21 protein-coding genes are annotated in these 19,441 nt (G+C 65.6%); 9 read left to right on the top strand and 12 right to left on the bottom strand.

Annotated elements, in window-relative coordinates; translation table 11 throughout:
- The 4 genes from FAZ79_RS01210 to miaB form a co-directional block, all read right to left on the bottom strand.
- Positions 1-810: a transporter associated domain-containing protein gene (locus FAZ79_RS01210; RefSeq protein ID WP_231505731.1), complete on the bottom strand. Its 810-nt coding sequence runs from the start codon at positions 808-810 to the stop codon at positions 1-3.
- 192 nt (positions 811-1,002) lie between these two features.
- A complete protein-coding gene (gene ybeY, locus FAZ79_RS01205) occupies positions 1,003-1,488 on the bottom strand; it encodes an rRNA maturation RNase YbeY (protein ID WP_247709456.1) in 486 nt (161 codons plus the stop codon).
- Positions 1,485-2,453 (bottom strand): PhoH family protein, encoded by a 969-nt coding sequence (locus FAZ79_RS01200; RefSeq protein ID WP_136866095.1) that lies wholly within the window; start codon positions 2,451-2,453, stop codon positions 1,485-1,487. Before FAZ79_RS01200 ends, ybeY begins: the two co-directional genes overlap by 4 nt.
- The gene (miaB, locus tag FAZ79_RS01195; protein WP_282097221.1) at positions 2,453-3,874 is read right to left on the bottom strand and encodes a tRNA (N6-isopentenyl adenosine(37)-C2)-methylthiotransferase MiaB; all 1,422 of its coding nucleotides are present in this window, start codon (positions 3,872-3,874) and stop codon (positions 2,453-2,455) included. Before miaB ends, FAZ79_RS01200 begins: the two co-directional genes overlap by 1 nt.
- A gap of 274 nt (positions 3,875-4,148) precedes the next feature.
- Between miaB and FAZ79_RS01190 the strand changes: the two genes are divergently transcribed.
- The 9 genes from FAZ79_RS01190 to FAZ79_RS01150 all read left to right on the top strand — a co-directional run bounded on the left by FAZ79_RS01190 (position 4,149) and on the right by FAZ79_RS01150 (position 11,422).
- Complete coding sequence (locus FAZ79_RS01190; protein WP_197039037.1) at positions 4,149-4,664, top strand: SUF system Fe-S cluster assembly regulator; 516 nt, start codon at positions 4,149-4,151, stop codon at positions 4,662-4,664.
- Between the two features lie 72 nt (positions 4,665-4,736).
- Complete coding sequence (gene sufB, locus FAZ79_RS01185) at positions 4,737-6,209, top strand: Fe-S cluster assembly protein SufB (protein ID WP_136866094.1); 1,473 nt, start codon at positions 4,737-4,739, stop codon at positions 6,207-6,209.
- A 61-nt stretch (positions 6,210-6,270) separates the two neighbouring features.
- Positions 6,271-7,026: a Fe-S cluster assembly ATPase SufC gene (gene sufC / locus FAZ79_RS01180; protein WP_136866093.1), complete on the top strand. Its 756-nt coding sequence runs from the start codon at positions 6,271-6,273 to the stop codon at positions 7,024-7,026.
- Positions 7,026-8,321 carry a Fe-S cluster assembly protein SufD gene (gene sufD, locus FAZ79_RS01175; RefSeq protein WP_136866092.1) on the top strand — a complete coding sequence of 432 codons (1,296 nt, stop codon included), beginning with the start codon at positions 7,026-7,028 and terminating at the stop codon, positions 8,319-8,321. The genes sufC and sufD overlap by 1 nt, the downstream gene beginning before the upstream one ends.
- Entirely contained in the window at positions 8,321-9,562 is a 1,242-nt protein-coding gene (locus FAZ79_RS01170; RefSeq protein ID WP_136866091.1) for a cysteine desulfurase, read from the top strand. The genes sufD and FAZ79_RS01170 overlap by 1 nt, the downstream gene beginning before the upstream one ends.
- A gap of 16 nt (positions 9,563-9,578) precedes the next feature.
- Positions 9,579-10,124, top strand: a complete 546-nt coding sequence (gene sufT, locus FAZ79_RS01165; protein ID WP_136866090.1) for a putative Fe-S cluster assembly protein SufT — start codon at positions 9,579-9,581, stop codon at positions 10,122-10,124.
- A 52-nt stretch (positions 10,125-10,176) separates the two neighbouring features.
- Positions 10,177-10,515 (top strand): non-heme iron oxygenase ferredoxin subunit, encoded by a 339-nt coding sequence (locus FAZ79_RS01160; protein ID WP_247709455.1) that lies wholly within the window; start codon positions 10,177-10,179, stop codon positions 10,513-10,515.
- A gap of 14 nt (positions 10,516-10,529) precedes the next feature.
- Positions 10,530-10,976 carry an iron-sulfur cluster assembly accessory protein gene (locus FAZ79_RS01155; protein ID WP_136866089.1) on the top strand — a complete coding sequence of 149 codons (447 nt, stop codon included), beginning with the start codon at positions 10,530-10,532 and terminating at the stop codon, positions 10,974-10,976.
- A gap of 14 nt (positions 10,977-10,990) precedes the next feature.
- On the top strand, positions 10,991-11,422 hold the full coding sequence (locus FAZ79_RS01150; protein WP_136866088.1) for a SufE family protein: 432 nt from the start codon (positions 10,991-10,993) through the stop codon (positions 11,420-11,422).
- A gap of 54 nt (positions 11,423-11,476) precedes the next feature.
- Here the strand turns inward: FAZ79_RS01150 and FAZ79_RS01145 are convergent, their stop codons facing one another.
- The 8 genes from FAZ79_RS01145 to FAZ79_RS01110 all read right to left on the bottom strand — a co-directional run.
- Positions 11,477-12,361 (bottom strand): LysR family transcriptional regulator, encoded by an 885-nt coding sequence (locus FAZ79_RS01145; RefSeq protein WP_136866087.1) that lies wholly within the window; start codon positions 12,359-12,361, stop codon positions 11,477-11,479.
- 170 nt (positions 12,362-12,531) lie between these two features.
- Complete coding sequence (locus FAZ79_RS01140) at positions 12,532-13,827, bottom strand: hypothetical protein (protein WP_211238768.1); 1,296 nt, start codon at positions 13,825-13,827, stop codon at positions 12,532-12,534.
- Between the two features lie 114 nt (positions 13,828-13,941).
- Positions 13,942-14,769 carry a hypothetical protein gene (locus FAZ79_RS01135; RefSeq protein WP_136866086.1) on the bottom strand — a complete coding sequence of 276 codons (828 nt, stop codon included), beginning with the start codon at positions 14,767-14,769 and terminating at the stop codon, positions 13,942-13,944.
- Between the two features lie 27 nt (positions 14,770-14,796).
- On the bottom strand, positions 14,797-15,549 hold the full coding sequence (locus FAZ79_RS01130) for a C39 family peptidase (protein WP_211238767.1): 753 nt from the start codon (positions 15,547-15,549) through the stop codon (positions 14,797-14,799).
- Positions 15,550-15,679: 130 nt separating this feature from the next.
- On the bottom strand, positions 15,680-16,951 hold the full coding sequence (locus FAZ79_RS01125; protein ID WP_136866085.1) for an adhesin: 1,272 nt from the start codon (positions 16,949-16,951) through the stop codon (positions 15,680-15,682).
- Positions 16,952-16,990: 39 nt separating this feature from the next.
- Complete coding sequence (locus FAZ79_RS01120; RefSeq protein ID WP_136866084.1) at positions 16,991-17,674, bottom strand: hypothetical protein; 684 nt, start codon at positions 17,672-17,674, stop codon at positions 16,991-16,993.
- Positions 17,674-18,282 (bottom strand): hypothetical protein, encoded by a 609-nt coding sequence (locus FAZ79_RS01115; RefSeq protein WP_136866083.1) that lies wholly within the window; start codon positions 18,280-18,282, stop codon positions 17,674-17,676. Before FAZ79_RS01115 ends, FAZ79_RS01120 begins: the two co-directional genes overlap by 1 nt.
- 416 nt (positions 18,283-18,698) lie before the next feature.
- On the bottom strand, positions 18,699-19,441 hold a 743-nt coding region (locus FAZ79_RS01110), incomplete at its 5' end, for a sigma 54-interacting transcriptional regulator (RefSeq protein ID WP_136866082.1).

Here is a 19,441-nt window from a genome sequence, read left to right as displayed (position 1 = left end):
TCAGCCCTCGTCGCTGGCCGATGCGCCATCCGCGTCCTCGCTCGGTTCGAAGTCGAGCTTGGTCACCAGCAGCAGGTGCAGACGGCGCCGGTCGGCCCCGAGGACCTTGAACTCGTACTCGCCCAGACGGGCGACCTCGCCGCGGCGCGGCAGGTGGCCCAACGTGTTGGATACCAAGCCGCCGATGGTGTCGTACTCGTCGTCCGAGAAGTCGGTGCCGAACACCTCGTTGAACTCGCCGATCGGCGTCAACGCGCGAACGGTGTGGCGTCGCGGCGCCTGCTGGCGAATGTTCACCCGCTCCTCGACATCGAACTCGTCGTCGATGTCACCGACGATCTCCTCGAGCACGTCCTCGATGGTCACCAGACCGGCCACTCCACCGAACTCGTCCAGGACGATGGCCATGTGCGTGCGGGTCAGACGGAATTCGGCGAGCAAGGCATCAAGGCGCTTGCTTTCCGGTACGAACATCGGGGTACGGACCAGCGAGAGCAGGTCGAAACCGGTCTCGTCCCCACCCTGCTCCTGCGAATTGGCATAGAAACGCAGCAGTTCCTTGACCAGCAGGATGCCGATCACCTCGTCGCGGTTGCTGCGGATGACGGGGTAACGGGAATGGCCGGTCTCGATCGCGGCCGAGAGGAGTTGCGGCAGCGTGGTGCCCTCCTCGATCACGTCCATCTGGCCACGCGGCACCATGACGTCGCGTACGCGCAGATCGTGGAAATCCAGCACCGAGTCGATCAATCCGCCGGTCGACACGGGGAACACCTCGGTTTCCGTCGCCTGGCGGACCAGGGACTTCATCTGGTCGACCGACCGGATTTCACAGGGACAGAGGCGTTGCTTTACGCGTTGCAACAGGGACCCGCGCGGCGAGTCCGTACTAGGAGGTTCGTCTTCCATGGGGCTCTTTTTCAGAAGGGATAAAGGTGAGGAAAATCAAATGGATCAACCCGACCCGCTACACGCTTTCACCGGTCGCAACGGTGTGGCAAGTCAGGCATAGGGATCGGGGTAACCCAGCGAGGCGAGCACGCGAATCTCGATCGATTCCATCCGCTCGGCCTCCTCATCGGTGAGGTGATCATAGCCCAACAGGTGCAAAATCCCATGAACCGCCATGTGGGCGTGATGCGCGCGCCGACTCTTGCCCTGCTCGGCCGCCTCGCGCTCGACGATCGCCGGGCAGATGACCAGGTCTCCCAGGTAGGGACGATCGGAGCCGGGCAGCGTCATCAGCTCGCCCGGTTCATCCGCGGCCGGGAAGGACAGCACGTTCGTCGGTCGATCCTTGTGGCGAAACTGCGCGTTCAGCTCCCGGCTCTCCCCGGGCTCGACGTAGCGCACCGTCACCTCGCCCTCACCCGGCCCTTGCGCGTCCAGTTCGTCGAGGGTTTGCGCGACCCAGCGCGTCAGCGTCTCCCGGGACGGGCATCGTGCCTGGCAGGCGCGCTGTCGGTCGATCGAGACGCGGGCGTTCAATCGGTCGCCCGTCCCCGGCTTTCGTAGGCATCGATGATGCGCTTGACCAGCGGGTGACGCACCACGTCGCGGCTCTGGAAAAACGTGAACTGCACGCCTTCCACCTCACTGAGCATGTCGATCGCGTGTCGCAAGCCCGAGGTCACCCCCTTGGGCAGGTCGACCTGGGTGATGTCGCCGGTGACCACCGCGGAGGTGCCGAACCCGATGCGGGTGAGGAACATCTTCATCTGCTCGATGCTGGTGTTCTGCGCCTCGTCGAGGATCACGAACGACTCGTTGAGCGTGCGTCCGCGCATGAAGGCTAGCGGCGCGACCTCGATCACGTTGCGCTCGATCAGGCGGTTGACCTTGTCGAAGCCCATCATCTCGTAGAGCGCGTCGTACATCGGGCGCAGGTACGGGTCGATCTTCTGCGCCAGATCGCCAGGCAGAAAGCCCAGCTTCTCGCCCGCTTCCACCGCCGGGCGCACCAGCACGATGCGCTGGACCTGGCCGCGCTCAAAGGCATCGATCGCGCTGGCCACGGCGAGATAGGTCTTGCCGGTACCCGCCGGGCCGATACCGAAGTTGAGATCCGACTCGCGGATCGCCTTGAGGTATTGCACCTGCCGGTTGCCTCGGCCGCGGACGATGCCGCGCAGGGTCTTGATCATCACCTCGTCGCCCGGCGGCGGGGGCGCCTCTTCCATGCCGGCCTGCTGCATGCCCAGATTGACCCGCTCGGGATCGATCACCTGGCTTTCGCTGAGCTTGTACAGGTCGGCGAGCAGGGTCTCCACCTGGCCGGCGACCGCGGCCGGTCCGATCACCGCGAACAGATTGCCGCGGTGATTGATCTCCACGCCCAGTCGACGCTCGATCATGCGCAGATGCTCGTCGAAGGTGCCCGCGAGGTTGGCCAGCCGCTCGTTGTCGGCCGGCTCCAGGGCGAATTCGAGGCGTTCGGCTTGCGTGTCCACCATTACGCTGCCACCAGGTTGCGCGCCTTGGCGCGCTCACGGTCGGTCGGATGGATGTCGATGAACTCGCCACGCAGCGAGTTGGGGTTGACCTGCGTGATCTCGAGATCCACGAACAGCCCCACCAGGCCCGGCCGGCCGCGGAAGATCACGCTGCGATTGTTCTCGGTCTTGCCCATCAGCTCGTTGGGGTCCTTCTTGGACGGCCCCTGCACCAGTACGGTCTGCGTGGTGCCGAGCATCGACTGGGAGATCTCCTGCTCGAACTCAGTGATGCGCGACTGTAGGCGCTTGAGGCGGGCCTTCTTGACCTCCTCGGGCTGGTCGTCCGGCAGGTTGGAGGCCGGCGTGCCCGGCCGCGCGCTGTAGATGAACGAGAAGGAATGGTCGAAACCGATCTCCTCGATCAGCTTCATCGTCTGCTCGAAGTCGTGATCGGTCTCGCCGGGGAAGCCGACAATGAAGTCCGAGGAGATCGAGATGCCCGGGCGCGCCTCGCGCAGCTTGCGGATCTTCGACTTGTATTCCATTGCCATGTGGCCGCGCTTCATCAGCGCCAGCACGCGGTCAGACCCCGATTGCACCGGCAGGTGCAGGAAGCTCGCCAGTTCCGGCACGTTGCGGTAGGCCTCGATCAGGCGGTCGGTGAACTCGACCGGGTGCGAGGTGGTGAAGCGGATGCGGTCGATGCCGTCGATCTGGGCGATGACCTCGATCAGCAAAGCGAGGTCCGCGATCTGCCCGTCGTGCATCGGCCCCTGGTAGGCGTTGACGTTCTGACCCAGCAGGTTCACCTCGCGCACGCCCTGCTCGGCCAGATCGGCCACCTCGGCCACGACGTCGTCGAACGGGCGCGAGATCTCCTCGCCCCGGGTGTAGGGCACCACGCAGAAGGTGCAGTACTTCGAGCAGCCTTCCATGATCGAGACGAAGGCCACCGGGCCGTCGGCGCGTGGGTCCGGCAGGTTGTCGAACTTCTCGATCTCAGGGAAGGAGATGTCGACCACCGGCGTGCGCTCGGCCTCCACCACCGCGACCATCTCGGGCAAGCGGTGAAGGGTCTGCGGGCCGAAGACGATGTCGACGTACGGGGCGCGGTCACGGATCGCCTCGCCTTCCTGGCTCGCGACGCATCCGCCGACGCCGATGATCAGGTCGGGGTTCTTTTCTTTGAGCGGACGCCACTGGCCGAGCTGGGAAAACACCTTTTCCTGCGCCTTCTCGCGGATCGAGCAGGTGTTGAGCAGGATCACGTCGGCCTCGGCCGGGTCACTCACCGGATGGAACCCGCGCGACACGCCGAGCACGTCGGCCATCTTCGCCGAATCGTACTCGTTCATCTGGCAACCCCAGGTCTTGATGAAGAGCCGCTTGCCGGCGCCATCGGTGGGCACGGATGTCTGGTGGGTGGCTGTCGTCGTCACGTGAACGAATTCCTCGTCATTCCGGCTGTCGAAAAAAGGGGATGAAAGATAGCAGAAAACGCCGCCAAACCGAAGTGGGGACAAGGGTTTACCCCCTTCTGCCCGTGTGTGTCGACACCCGGACTCCGTGAGCGGTCGTTATGCTTGAAAAAACCGTACCGGTTTAGTACTTTTAAGCCACTTATTCCCGGTGCCGTGGGCGTGGTCGACCACTTTCGAGTTGGCAGACCGGTCCGGCAACCGGGCCACCGGACCGCCATCCGCGGAGGCAGGCATGTTGAAAATCAGCCGACTGAGCGATTACGCGATCGTGCTGTTGACGGCACTCGCCGGCGATCCGCGCGGAAAGCCGAGCGAGCAGCGCGCCAATGCCCGCGCCCTGGCCGAGCGCACCGGCATCAACATGCCGACGGTCGGCAAGCTGTTGAAACTGCTCAATGGCGAGGGGATCGTGCAGTCGCGCCAGGGCCGCAGCGGCGGGTACTTTCTGGCCCGTCCGGCCGCCGAGATCACGCTGGCCGAGATCATCGAGGCCATCGACGGCCCGATCGCGATGACCGACTGCTTTCGACCGGACCACGACTGCTCGATGCAGGGTGACTGCGCGGTCCGACCCCACTGGGAGGCGATCAACCGGGGCGTGCATGCCCTGCTCGATGCCACCACGCTGGCGGACATGACGCGTCCCGTGGGCAGCCAGGCGACGACCCAGGTGCCGGTCTGGTACGAGCGTTCGCGCGGCGGCGAGCTCAAGGACGCCGAGGCCGGCACGCGTCGAGACGCGTCCTGAACGAATCGAGAACACGAACACCGCCGGGCGGGCACCCGCCCGGCCACCAGCCTTCGACCAGGTGACAACGACATGACCGAAACACAGGAACTCGAACAACTCGTCAAGCGCGAGTACAAGTACGGTTTCACGACCGACATCGAGCAGGAAATCATCCCACCCGGCCTCGATGAGGACGTGGTGCGCATGATCTCGGCCAAGAAGAACGAGCCGGAGTTCATGCTTGAGTGGCGCCTGTCGGCGTTCCGCCAGTGGAAGAAGATGACCGAGCCGGAGTGGGCCCACGTCCACTACCCGAAGATCGACTACCAGGCACTGTCCTACTACGCCGCGCCCAAGAGCCAGGAAGAGCTCGACGCCGAGGCGCCCGAGTCGCTCGACGACGTCGACCCGAAGCTCCTGGAGACCTACGAGAAGCTCGGCATCCCGCTGCATGAGCGGGCCGCACTCGCCGGCGTCAAGGGCGCGAACGTGGCGGTCGACGCCGTGTTCGATTCGGTCTCGGTCACCACCACGTTCAAGGAGAAGCTCGCCGAGGCCGGCGTGATCTTCTGCTCGTTCTCCGAGGCGGTCGAGAACCATCCCGAGCTGGTCAAGCAGTACCTCGGCACCGTCGTGCCGCAGGGCGACAACTTCTTCGCCGCCCTGAACTCGGCGGTGTTCTCCGACGGGTCGTTCGTCTACGTCCCCAAGGGCGTCAAATGCCCGATGGAGCTGTCCACCTACTTCCGCATCAACGCGAAGAACACCGGCCAGTTCGAGCGCACGCTGATCATCGCCGAGGAAGGCGCCTCGGTCAGCTACCTCGAGGGTTGCACGGCCCCGCAACGCGACGAGAACCAGCTGCACGCGGCCGTGGTCGAGCTGGTCGCACTCGACGATGCCGAGATCAAGTACTCCACCGTCCAGAACTGGTACCCGGGCGACGAGGAAGGCCGTGGCGGCATCTACAACTTCGTCACCAAGCGTGGCGAGTGCCGTGGCGATCGCTCCAAGATCACCTGGACACAGGTCGAGGCCGGCTCGGCGATTACCTGGAAGTACCCGAGCTGCGTGCTGAAGGGCGACGACTCGGTCGGCGAGTTCTACTCGGTCGCGGTGGGCAACAACTACCAGCAGATCGACTCGGGCACCAAGATGATCCATCTGGGAAAGCGCACCCGGTCGACGATCGTCTCCAAGGGCATTTCCGCCGGCCGCGCGGAGAACGCCTACCGCGGGCTGGTGCACATCGGCAAGACCGCGACGGACGCGCGCAACTTCACCCAGTGCGATTCGCTGCTGATCGGCGATCGCTGCGGCGCGCACACCTTCCCGTACATCGAGGCGAAGAACGCCAGCGCGCAGGTCGAGCACGAGGCGACCACCTCCAAGGTGAGCGACGACCAGATGTTCTACCTGCGCTCGCGCGGGCTGTCCGAGGAAGACGCGATGAACATGGTGGTCAGCGGCTTCTGCAAGGACGTATTCAACGAACTGCCGATGGAATTCGCCGTCGAGGCGCAGGCCCTGCTGGCCGTGTCGCTCGAAGGCTCCGTGGGCTGACCCGCGGCAACGCGACGAATTACCAACCGGTTACCCGAACAATCTATTGAGGCTTATCAACATGGCGCTTCTCGAAATCAAGAACCTGCACGCCGAAATCGATGGCAAGGAGATCCTCAAGGGGATCAACCTGAGCATCAACGCCGGCGAAGTCCACGCCATCATGGGGCCGAACGGCTCGGGCAAGAGCACGCTCTGTCACGTGCTGGGCGGCCGTGACGGCTACGAGGTCACGCAAGGCACGATCACCTTCGACGGCCACGATCTCCTGGAAATGGAGACCGAGGAACGCGCCGTGGCCGGCATGCTGCTGGGCTTCCAGCACCCGGTCGAGATCCCGGGCGTCAAGAACATCTACCTCTTGAAGGAGGCATTGAACGCCAAGCGCGAGGCGCAGGGTCTCGACGAGATCGACACCTTCACCTTCATGAAGCAGGTGCGCGAGCTGGTTGCCTCCATGGACATGGACGACGCCTTCCTGCACCGCGGCGTGAACGCGGGCTTCTCCGGCGGCGAGAAGAAGCGCAACGAGATCCTGCAGATGTTGCTGCTCGAGCCCAAGCTTGCGCTGCTCGACGAGACCGATTCGGGCCTCGACATCGACGCGCTCAAGGTGGTCTCCGAGGGCATCAACCGCATGCGTGGCGAGGAGCGCGGCATCATCCTGGTGACGCACTACCAGCGCCTGCTCAACTACGTCGAGCCGGACTTCGTCCACGTCCTCTACAAGGGCAAGATCATCAAGTCCGGTGACAAGACCCTCGCCCACCGCCTGGAAGCCGAGGGTTACCAGGAGATTCTCGAGGAGGCATCGTGATGCGCCAAGGGCTTCCCGATTGGCTCAAGACGGCCTTGCCGCAGACGGCGGCGGCCCCGGCAACCATCGCCCGCACCGCGCGTGAACAGGTGGAGACGCTCGGCCTGCCCGGCCTGCGTGACGAGGAATGGCGCTGGACCAACATCCGCGCTATCCAGCGCGGCAACTTCAGCGCCCCGGCCGGCGTTGGTGCGGACATCGAGCCGGCCATCCGTCTGCCGCTCGACAACCCGCTGCGCCTGCGCTTTATCGACGGCGTGTTCCAGGGTGTACCGAACGACGCGCCCGAGGGCCTGACCCTGACCGCACTGGCGGACGCCGACGAGGCCACTCGTCAGGCGGCCTTCTCGCCCAAGCCGGCGCCGAGCGTGGAGAACCCCAACGACGCGCTAGTGACCCTGAACACGGCCATGGCCCGCGAGGGCGTGGTGATCGACGTCGCGGCCAACGCGACCATCGAGCGCCCGATCGTAATCGAGTGGCTCGACGGTGCCACCGAATCGGTCATGAGCCACCCGCGCGTGCTGGTCCGCCTCGGCCAAAGCGCCAATGCCACGGTGGTCGAGCACATCGAGACCGTCGGTGACCAGCCTGCCTGGCGAAACAGCGTGATCGTCTCGACGATCGCCGCGAACGCCGCGTTGACGCACATCGCCCTGGGCCTGGACGGTGCCTCGCGCCTGGCGACCGAGCGCAGCTTTGCCTCGCTGGAGCGCGACGCCCGCTACCACAGCTACAACGTCCAGCTCGGCGGGCAGATGATTCGCCGCGAGTACGACATCCATGTCGGCGGTTCCGGCGCGCACACCGACCTGATCGGGCTGATGATGCCGCGCGGCAAGCAGGTGCTGGATACTCACACCCGCATCACGCACGCGGCCGCCGACACCACCAGCAACGAGCACTACCGCACCATCGCCGACGACGCCGGTCGCGGCATCTTCAAGGGTCGCATCCTGATCGAGGAAGACGCCCAGCGGATCGAGGCGTACCAGTCGAGCAACAACCTGATCCTGTCGGACAACGCGGAGATCGACGCCAAGCCCGAGCTCGAGATCTACGCCGACGACGTCAGTTGCTCGCACGGCGCCACCATCGGCCGGCTGGACCAGGAAGCCCTGTTCTACCTGCGCACGCGCGGCGTGCCGCTGGCCGAGGCGCGTGGCCTGTTGATCGCCGGCTTTGCCCAGGAGGTGATCGACGAGATCCCGCTGGTCGAGCTGCGTGACTGGCTGAGCATCCGCCTCGAAGAGCGCCTGGGCGAGCAGGACCTCGCCGGCCACGAGACCGAGTGATGACGGACGACGGTCGCACCCAGCCGTTCGACGTCGAGTCGATCCGGGCCCAGTTCCCGGCGCTCGACCAGCAGGTGCACGGCAAGCCGCTGGTCTACCTCGACAACGCGGCCACCACGCAGAAGCCGCAGGTGGTGATCGACACCATCCGCGAGTTCTACGAGCGCGACAACGCCAATATCCACCGTGGCGTGCACACGCTCTCCGCCCGAGCCAGCGAACGGTTCGAGAACGCCCGTGCCCGGATCGCCCGGTCGCTCAATGCCGAGAGCGAGCGCGAAATCGTGTTCGTGCGTGGCGTGACCGAGGCGATCAACCTCCTGGCCCACTCGCTGTCGGATGACTGGCAGGCGGGCGACGAGGTGATCCTGAGCGAACTCGAGCACCACGCGAACATCGTGCCCTGGCTGATGGTCGGTCAGCGCAAGGGCATCGTGATTCGCACCATTCCGGTCAACGACCGGGGCGATCTCGAGCTCGACGCCCTGCCCGGCCTGATCACGGACAAGACGCGGCTGATTGCGGTCAACCATGTCTCCAACGCGCTGGGCACGGTCAATCCGGTCGCCCGCATCGCCGAGACCGCCCAGGCACACGGCATCCCCGTGCTGGTCGACGGCGCGCAGGGCCTGCCGCACGGGCCGGTCGACGTGCAGGCGCTGGGCTGCAACTTCTACGCCTGTTCGAGCCACAAGGTCTTCGGCCCCAGTGGGGTCGGCGCCCTGTACGCCCGCGGGGACTGGCTCGATCGCCTGCCGCCGTTCCTGGGTGGTGGTGACATGATCGAGGAGGTCCGCTTCGACGGCGTACGCTTCGCCCCGCCGCCGTCGAAGTTCGAGGCCGGGACGCCCAATATCGAGGGCGCGATCGGCTTCGGCGCGGCCCTCGAATGGGCCGATGGGCTCGACTGGCTTGCGATCGAGCGCCACGAGGCCGCCCTGCTCCAGCGGATGACCGAGGGACTCGCCGAGATCCCCGGCCTGCGCCTCGTTGGCCAGGCGGCGCACAAGGTGCCGGTGGTCTCGTTCCTGATCGATGGTGCCCACCCGCACGATATCGGCACCCTGCTCGATTCGATGGGTATTGCCGTGCGCACCGGCCATCACTGCGCCATGCCGCTGATGCAATGCGTCGAGGCACCGGCGGGGACCGCGCGCGCCTCGGCGGCCTTCTACAACACACTCGACGAGATCGACCAGTTCGTCGCCGCGGTCGCCCGCGTGCGCGACATGCTCGTCTGAACCGGGAGAACCAACCGTGGAACCGATGGAACGCATTCGCCTGGCCCGGGACGTGGTCTGCACCATGGTCCCTTCGGGCCAGAAGGTACTTGCCTCCAAGGACACGCCCGTCGAGCTGATGCAGGCCCTGGGCGGCAGCTTCACCATCAAGGCACGCGGCCATCTGCTCCGGGTCGAGGGCAAGGATGCCGACGCACTGGGCAAGGAGCCGCCCCCGCAGCCCGAGTTGCCGGAAAACGCCTCCGACGAGGAGGTCGAGAAGATGGTCTGGGATCAACTGCGCGGCGTGTTCGACCCCGAGATCCCGATCAACATCGTCGACCTCGGGCTCGTCTACAAGGTGAAGGTCGAATCCCTGCCCGTCTCCGGTCGGCGCGTCGAGGTGGACATGACGCTGACGGCCCCCGGCTGCGGCATGGGTGGCGTGATCGCCTCGGATGCCCACCAGCGGATCATGGAGATCCCCACCATCGAGGAAGCGGCGGTGGAACTGGTCTTCGACCCGCCCTGGAGCCGCGAGATGATGTCCGACGAGGCGAAACTCGCCACGGGCATGTTCTGACCGAACCGGAACGAACCGACCGAAGAAAAATCAAACCCTTGAGAGCCGAACCGTGAGTGAATCGATGGACGACAACTGGATCCGGGTCTGTGAGCAGCGCGAGCTGGCTCCCGGCGAGCGCCGCGTGGTGGAAGGCCCGGACGTCGACATCCTCGTGGTCAACGCCGATGGCGTGATCCTGGCCGTGGCCGACGAATGCAGCCACCAGGAACTGCCGATCTCCGAGGGCCCGCTGGACGGGGACATCATCACCTGCCCTTGGCACAACGCCGAGTTCTGCCTGCGGGACGGCGAGGCACTCTCGGCCCCGGCCTACGAGCCGATCGACTGTTACGATGTTCGAGTCGAGAACGACACCATTTTTGTCGCCAAGACGCCGCGAGAAAGCTGAACCGGAGGTGGTCCATGACCGCTCAGACGCACAGCGCACAACCCGTTACCGACACGCCCGTCACGCCGGTCGACCCGGCGGCGATCAAGGCCGCGCGCGATCGCGCCGTTGCCCTGCCCGAGGGCCAGCGGCTGACCATGACCGAGGCGGCACGCAAGCACCTCGAGCGCACGTTCGCCGACGATCCGACGGCGCTGGGGCTGCGGCTGGGCATCAAGAAATCCGGCTGCTCCGGATTCGCCTACGTGATGGACGTGGCACGCGACGTCGCCGATGACGATCTGTGGTTCGATTGCGACGGCATACCGATCATCACCGACCCGCAGAGCCTCGATGCCATCCGTGGCTCGGAACTCGACTACGTGGTCGACGGCCTGACGCGCATGCTCCACGTGAACAACCCCAACGTCGAGGACAGCTGCGGCTGCGGCGAGAGCTTCACCGTCCGCGAAACCGACTGACCAGGAGGCTACCCATGGCCGATCAGGCGCCCAGCATCGACGCCGAGATCCAGGCGCTCAAGGACGAATTCGCCTTTCTCGGCGACTGGACCGAGCGCTACCAGTACATCATGGACATGGGCAAGCAGATGCCCGCGTTTCCGTGCGAAAAGCAGGACGAGGCGCACAAGTTCCATGGCTGTCAATCGCAGGTGTGGTTCGACTACGAGTGGGACGGCGACCGGCTCGACTTGCGTGGCACCAGCGACGCGATGATCGTCAATGGCCTGATCGCGCTGCTGTTTCGCGTCTATTCCGGTCGCACGGCCGATGAGATCCTCACGACCGACGGCGGGTTCATCGACGAGCTCGGCCTGTCGGCGCACCTCTCGGCCAACCGGGCCACCGGCCTGTCCAACATGATCGAGAAGATCCGGCAGCTGGCCGCCGAGCGCGCGGCTGCCTGACCCTAGGGCTCGTCCCAAAGTAACGGCTTCCGAGGCAACGGATCCCGGGGCAACCTACCCCGAGACCGAGTCGACCAGGGATTCCATCATGCACTGGTGGGCGGGGCTCGCCATCAGGTCGCGTTGCCGATAGAGCATCAGTGCCGCCTCGGGGCACAGGCCGTCGTCGACCGGCAGCACCTCGAGGTCCTTTTCCGCCCGCACCTCGTGTTCGGGAAGCCAACCGAAACCCAGCCCCGAGCGCATCAATTCCACCGCCGTGTGCAGGTGATCGACCGTTATGCGTTGCGCGGCGCCCAGCCAGCCGGCGTTGGCGCTGCGCTCCGGGTGCGAATCGCGCAGGACGACCTGCCGATGCTGCCGCAACTGGCCCTCGGCGAGGCGTTCGTCGTCGGGCAACTCGGCGGCCATCTCCGCCAGCGGGTGATTCGGACCGACACAGGGCACGAACCGCACCCGCCCGACCTGGACGCCGGTGTGGTCACCGACCGGCTCAAGCCCGAGATAGATCCCCACCTCGCCGTCGCGGAACATTGCCGGACCGCCACCCAGTACCGTCTCGCACAGCTCGATCCGCGTGTGCGGGTACTCGGTGGAGAAGGTTTCCATCGCCGCGATCAGGCGGTCGTGCGGGAATACCTGGTCGACGGCCAGCCGCATGACCGAGGCGCCGGTATCCCGGAACTGCTCGATCACCCCACGCACGCCCTCGAGTTCGCGGATCAGCGGGCGCATGTGCTCGAGCAGGATCGAACCGGCCTCGGTGAGCTGGATGCGCCGGGCGCGGGTTTCGACCAGGGTGACTCCGATGCGGCGCTCGAGCTGCTTGATGGCATGACTGATGGTCGATGGGGTGCGATGCAGCCGCTCGGAGGCGGGCTTCAAGCCGCCGAGCTCGATCACCGTCTCCAGCCAGTGCCAGGTGCGAAAATCGTCCATCGTCGCTCCTCTAGGGGGAAACCCGGACTATAACCATCCCGGGGTCATCAAGGCCATGCCTGTCGAGTCCGACCGGGGCCGAACGCAAAAAATCCCCCGCACCCGGCCTGACACGGGCGGCGGGGGAAAGACCGCAGGAGGATCGGTCGACGCCGCCCGTTGCCGGGTGGTCAGAGCGCGTACGGGATACGGATGCCGAGGGTGAAGTCGGGTGCATCGGGCGTCAGGCCGACGCCAAGCGTGGTGACCAGGGTGGTCTTCTTGCCCAAGGCGTAGGTCAGCCCGAGGTTGAACATCGCCGAGTTGGCATCGCTGCCGATCAGGTCGACCCATTCCTCGCCGTCGTACTTGGTGCGGGCCTTGCCGTTGATCTGCTGCGAGTAGGACATCGACAGGCTGGCGCGATCGTTCAACGCGAACGCCAGGCCCAGTCCCCAGTTCCAGCTATCGCCCAGGCTCACCTCGCCGGGATTGACGGTGTCCGGATCGTTGTTGAGATCGTCGAAGCTGCGCGAGATGTAGTGCGTGTAGCCGAAGTTGGCGAACAGCAGCGCCGGGTCGAGCGTCTTGACCGCGGACACCGAGGCGCCGACGCCCCAGAGCCCGTTGCCGGTCGCCTGCTCCTCGGGGACGGCGAAACGGACAAATGAGTTGCCATCGGCATCCTCGCCGGTCTCGATCACCCGCCAGTCGATCCCGTAGGGCTCACGCCCCGTGGGCGCGATCACGCTGCCGGTCAGGACCACGTCGGGACGACTGGCCGTCTCGGGCAGCAACCGGTAACTGACATTGACCGTGGTGTCGCCGATGGCGAGATCGCTGGTCTGGTCCACCTCGGCAAAGGCGGCCGCCGATCCGCCGGCCCCGCCCTTCTGGTAGGTCGTGTAGCGCTGGATGAACGGCGCCGAAACGCCGATGTTCCATCGTGGCGTCAGGCCGTAGCGGGCCGCCAGGGTGTACTTGAAGGTGTCCGAGGCGACGTTGTCGACGGCGATGTTACCGAGGAATATCGCGTCGAGGGCAAGAAAACCGTTCAACGTCAGTTGCGTGCGATCGTAGCGGCTGTACTCGAAGCCCGCCTCGAGCACCAACGGCCGGTCGAAGGCGACGTGTTCCTGCTGGAGGAAGTCGTCGACGCTGCGGCGAGTGGCCTGGCGCTTGTCCTCGGCGGTGGGGGCGCTACCCGCCGCCTCGCCGGCGTCGGCCTGCGCCCCCAATGAAGGACTGGGTTCGAGATCGCCTTCGGGTTCCACGCCCGCCTCGGACAATCGCGTCTGCACCGCCATCAGGCGCGCGTCGATCTCGCGCAATCGCCGCACCTCGTTGACGTAGCGCTGCTTGAGCTCGTCGAGCTCGGCCCGCAGTTGTTCGACGTTGTCGGCCTCGTTGGCCGCCCAGGCCATCGGCGCCAGTCCCAGTGACAGGCAGACCGTCAGTGTCGACAACCCAATCGGCAGGCGACTCATACGCCCTGCCCCATCCCTTTCCGGTAAATCCATGGCCCGACTCCTTGGGGATTTTCCCCTCGCTCGCCATTCGTTGCCTTGCTCACGCGGTTTCCCCGACGTGAGCGGCCGGTGTCAGATGCCGCCTCGCAGGGTGGCCAGCGATTGACCCACCTGACGCTGCAACTGCTCTCGACTGCTCATCCGGCTGGGGTCGATGCCCACCACCAGACGCAGCTGGTTGTTGACCACCTGGTGATCGCCGGCCAACTGGATTACCTGGGCGGCGTTGCCGGACTGAAATCCCTGGAAGACCCGCGAATTGCCCAGCTGCATGCTTACCCCGGCCTGCCGTCCGCCGTTGGAAAGCCCGGCGGCCACCACCGCCCCGCCCTGGCGCACCTCGACGTTGTAGCCGCCTTCCGAGCCGGTGCTGCCACCCCGATGCGGCTCGATCCGCACGTCGAATTGGTTTGCCGCGCGGTTGTCGTTACCGGCGACCTGGATCTGCTGACGCACCCCGCGACTGCGATCCGTGGCATTTCCCTGAACAAGGTGTGAGCCCGAGCTGTCGATGCCGGGGTCGCCCTGGATCGACACGGTCGGGGCAAAGGTCACGGAGGGGGTCCGACCGGCCCGGTCGATGCCGACGCTCAGGCCGGCGGCCATCGTGCCGCCCGTTGTCTGCCACTGCGTGATCATCTCGACGCCGAAATACATCACGCGATTGTCCGCAGCGAGGAAGCGGCCTCGCATTTCGGCAAGTTCCGGGTCGGTAAGCGCGACGATGGCGGGGTTGGCCGCAAGCACCGAGCCACTGATCAACAAGCCGGCGCAGGCCAGCCCGACCGCGACACCGCCAACCAGTAGCGCCTTGGTGGGCAGACCCGGTACGGGCCGCTCTCGGGTGGGTGCGGGCTGGTTGTGATAGTGCATGGATCGAATGCAGTGCTTGCGTTTCATGTTCGTACCCTCGTAACGCCGCCGGCCTCAGAACAGGTCGGCATGCTGAAAACCGAAATCGAGCAGATCGGCCGTGGGCACCTGCCCCGAGCGTCGATGCAGGTCGCCGCTGCTGGGAATGTCGGTGCGTTCGAGCAGCACCGTCTGGCGATCGAATCCGGGACCGATCACCGCGAAGACCGTCCGTGACGGCCAGGCCTCGATGAATGCCTCGGTGGTATAGCGCTTGTTGCCGAGCGCCGGGTCGGCCACGTGCACGTAACCGTCACCGGCCGTCTTGAGCACGACAAAGTGCTGGTAGCCGTTGACGTCCATCAACACGATCGTGGGCACGTTGATCCGGCCCAGCCGTGACAGGTCGATTTCGTAACCTCGGCCGCGATAGCCAAGCCGCTCGAGGTAGTGCTTCATCTCCAGCAGGGAAAAGCCCCGGGTGCGCACCTGCTCGGGGTCGGAAACACCCCACATCCCGGCCAGCACCGTCGCCTCGTCAAGGTTCAGGCCATAGGCGTGCTTGAGCAGCGTCGCGAGCGCCGCCGCCCCGCAGGAGAAATCGAACTGCTGGCGTACCACGTTGCGATACCGTCGCTCGAGCAGGCTTTCCACGGGCTTCTCCACCATCTGGCCGTGGGGAAGAACACCGGCAAACCGCACGTCGGCCGCCGAGGCCGGCAAGGCGGCAATCGCCGAGAGGCACCCCGAGACCAACAAGGCCCACCCCGCCGCGCAAAGCGCGCGCGTGAAGATGACGCTGCTGGGTCGGAGGGAGGGTGCCTGCACGGTGATATCTCGCTCTGGGGTGGCCGTGATGGGAATCGAGTCAATCGTCTTTCCGGGCGACACCGATCTAGGGTGGTCGCCTGGAAAGACGAGGCGCTTGCGCGCCCCGTCGACCGATCAAGTGATCGGGTTATTCGCCGGTTCCACCAGCGCAGGTGTTGCAGGCCACGGCCATGGAGAGCGCGTTGCTCTGCAGGTTGCCGGTGCCCGAGGCGACGTTCACGCCGATGTTGCCGGAGGCGTTGGCAAACGCGTTGCCCAGCAGGGAGGCGTCGTTCTTGGCGTTGACGACCACGTAGCGTGTGGTAGCCACTTCGCCGCTCATGACGCTGCCGAGCAGAACCTTGCCGCCTTCGACGAAGCCCAGCCCACCAGACTCCTCGCCCTCGTAGGTCATCTCGTGGGTGCCGAAGGCCAGCGCGCCGCCATCGTCGTTGAGGTCAAGGCCACCTTGGGTGCCGTTGGTACCGTCGTCCCCGTTGTCGAGGTCGAAGTGACCGTCGGCGGAACCGCCGGTGTGCTGCGAACCAGTCCAGATGTCTGGGTAGACATTGTTGATCTGGTCCATTTCACCGTCGATGGTGCCGCTGGTGGTGCCGGAGTAGCCACCGACGCCGCCACCCATGTAGCCACCCATGCTCCAGCCGGCCAGCTGCACCTGGGTCGAGTCGGTGTACTTCTCGGTACGGCCTTCGTTGCGAATGCTGTTACCGATCGACTCCTGGTTGCTGCTCAGCGTGGCGTTGGCCACGCGTGCCGTGGAGACCGAGGCCGCCATGGTGTTCTTCTGACCGTTGCCGGTGCCGGCGGCGACGTTGACGCCGATATTGCCCGAGGCGTTCGCGAACGCGCTCTGGCCGATACTGGCGTTGTTCATCACGCCGCTGTTGCGGGTGGTGTTGGCCAGGTTCGACTGGTCGACATTCACGCTGGCGTAGGACTCGCCGAAGACGAAGCCGGCATCAACAGCGGCCAGTGCGGCGGCGTTGTCCTGCACGTTGGTGTCCCCGGCGGCGACGTTCATGCCGATGTTGCCCGAGGCCCCGTTGCCGACGTTGTCACCAATGCTGGCGTTGTTGGTCAGCTTCTTGTTGCGCACGTCGTTGGCGTGGATGAACTGGGTATCGTGTGCCGAGGCACCCGCCGAGGCGTTGATCACGATGTCACGCAACTCACGATCGACGTGGTCGATCTCGTTACGGGTCTTGTTGAGCGTGAGGTTCTTTTCGACGTCCACGGTCTTGTCGACATCGATGTTCTTGTCGACATCGATCTTCACCTTCATGTGGATGTTGTGGTGGCCGCCCTCATGCTCACCGTTGGACTCGGAGGCCATTACCGGGCCGGAGACCAGCGCGGCGACCGCCGAGGCGATCAGGGTCATCTTGAGTTGCGTTTTCATGGCATCTACCTTCTTGTTGGGGTTTCTTCGATCATGAGTTCAGGGTCGGTGGCCGGACATCGAGAAGTGATTTGCCGTCACGTTTCGGCTTCCCGACACCTGATTGATTTGGAGAACCCCTCCGAATCCGCTAAAGGCGGTGTCGGTGACAACCGCGCGATACCGTCCCGAAGAGACCTCCCCCGACTGCCCGTCGTCCCGGGCGGCCGAATCCGACGCCCCAACCGGGTTCACCGGTTCGAGCGTGCGAATCTCCTTGAATCCCTTGCCTGCGGGGGCAAGGGCCATTGAATTGATCTGGGCGTTGCCGTCGCCGGCCACCTGGTTCACTCCCAGCACGCCCTGTCCACGACTGAATGCCTGCCCGTCGATGCGCGTGTTCGTCTCCATCCATGCAGGGCGTGCCTGGCCTGGGTTGTCGATGCGTTGAGTCGCATCGATCGTCCCGTTCAACGCGCGCTGGTTGGTCTGGAGATTTGCCGCGCCGGCGGCCGTATTGACGGACACGTTGCCGGTCGCCCCCTGGGCGAAGTGCTCGCCGATGTGGTTGTCGTTGAGCACGGCGAGCATCCAGTCGTATTCGCCGGGCACGGAGGCCTCGGCGCGGGCGTCGCCGGCAACGATCATCTGGGCGGTCATTGCCAGGGCGAACAGCCCGAGCCCCACCAGCGCAAACCGGATCAGGTGCGTGAAATCGGGCGAATGCTTGCTGCGGCTGGCCATCACCGTGTCCCTCCCTGTCCAAGCAGGCCGGCGCCGGACAGCGCTCCGGTCACGGTCGAGCCAATCGACCCGGTGGCCGAGCCGATCGCCCCGCCGGCTACCGAGGGTGCCGAGTGGCGTCCGTGCGTGGACCCGCCCAGTTGTTGGGTGATCGTGGTGATGGAGCCGCCCATGCCGCCGGCGTGCGACGGGCCGTTACCTGCGCCCGCGGCCACCTGCCCGTAACCGCCCGGGGATATTTCCAGGTGAGACAGGCCCTGTTCCATTTCCGACCTGGGACTCGGATCGATCAGCAAGGCCCGCCCCGGGGGCTGGGCACGGGCGGCATGGCGGGTCGGGACGGCACGCTGGAGCACGATCTCGCCCGGCCTGGCCTCGACCGCGGCCCTTGAGCCGGCGGCAAACGCATCGATCGACCACAGCGAGGCCGCCAGCGTGGCGGTGATGGTCAGGGTCAGCGTGAGGGAGGCCGTAAACGCGGGATTCGGGCGGGACTCGTTAACCGACGAAGGCACGGAGGTCATCCGTGGTGCGGATCGGGTTGGGGTTACCCGAATCCTGTCCCCGGCGATCGAGATGAAATCCTGTTTGCCGAACACGTCGTTCATGACCTGGCTCCCGAAGTGGTGGGGAGCGTCGTGCTCCCACGCCACCCACTGGAGCAAGTCCGGGGCCAAGATTTTGAGTGCCGTAAAATCAGCGGCTTACGAAATGAGCCCCCGTGATCCGGTGCCGAGTGATGCAGGCGTGATACAGCCGGCAATGCGGGGCCCCGCGCGAGTCGCATCCAGGCGTGGTGTCGGCCCGGTCGAACCGTCGCAATCCTGATACAGCGCCAATGGCCGTTGATCCACTCTGGCGCATGGGCGCGTGCAATGACGCCGTTGGCGTTGGGTGCCCGGTGTGACGCGTTGATGCGTGTCGCGTGTTGGAAACGACTCGGCCCCGACCGTGAGCCCAGAAGAAATGACGGGACGGGAACCGGTGAAGGTGGACCTGGCGCCCTCGACGTGGCAACGCCGGGTCAGTCGATCGAGAGGTCGTGCTTGCGGATCAGTCGGTGCAGGGTGCAGCGCGAGACGTCGAGCAGGCGCGCGGCCTCGGTGACGTTGTTGCCCGCGCGGGCGATTGCCTCGGCGATCACCCGTCGTTCGGCCAGTTCCCGGGCGCGGGCCAGGGTGGGGAAATTGCTGTCGTCGTCGTGGTGCGGCCTGATCTCCGGCAGCGAGACCATGTTCCCGTCGGCCAGCACGATGCCGCGGCGCAGCCGGTTCATGAGTTCGCGGATGTTGCCCGGCCAGGCATAGGTACGCAGTGCCGCCTCGGTCGCCGGGGTCAGACGCTTTCGCTTTACTCCCAGCTCGTCGCAAAAACGGGCCAGGTAGTGCTCGGCAAGCTCGAGCACGTCGGCACCCCGCTCGGCCAGCGGCGGCATCTCCAGGGGCAGCACGTCGAGGCGGAACAGCAGGTCTTCGCGGAACGTGCCCTCGAGCACGGCGCGATTGAGATCGACGTGGGTGGCGGCAATGATGCGGGCATCGACGGCGATCGTGGCGTCCCCGCCGACGCGCTGGATCTCGCCCTGTTGCAGGAATCGCAGCAGGTTGACCTGCACGTCCAGCGGCAGATCGCCGATCTCGTCGAGGAACAGGGTCCCGCCCTGGGCCTGCTCCACCCAGCCGATTCGGCGCTTGGTCGCGCCGGTGAACGCGCCCTTTTCATGGCCGAACAACTCCGACTGGATCAGGTTAGGGCTCAATGTCCCGC

Source organism: Guyparkeria sp. SB14A (assembly GCF_005096345.1).
GTDB classification, from domain to species: Bacteria; Pseudomonadota; Gammaproteobacteria; order Halothiobacillales; family Halothiobacillaceae; genus Guyparkeria; species Guyparkeria hydrothermalis.
This window is presented reverse-complemented; position numbering and strand designations above follow the sequence as displayed.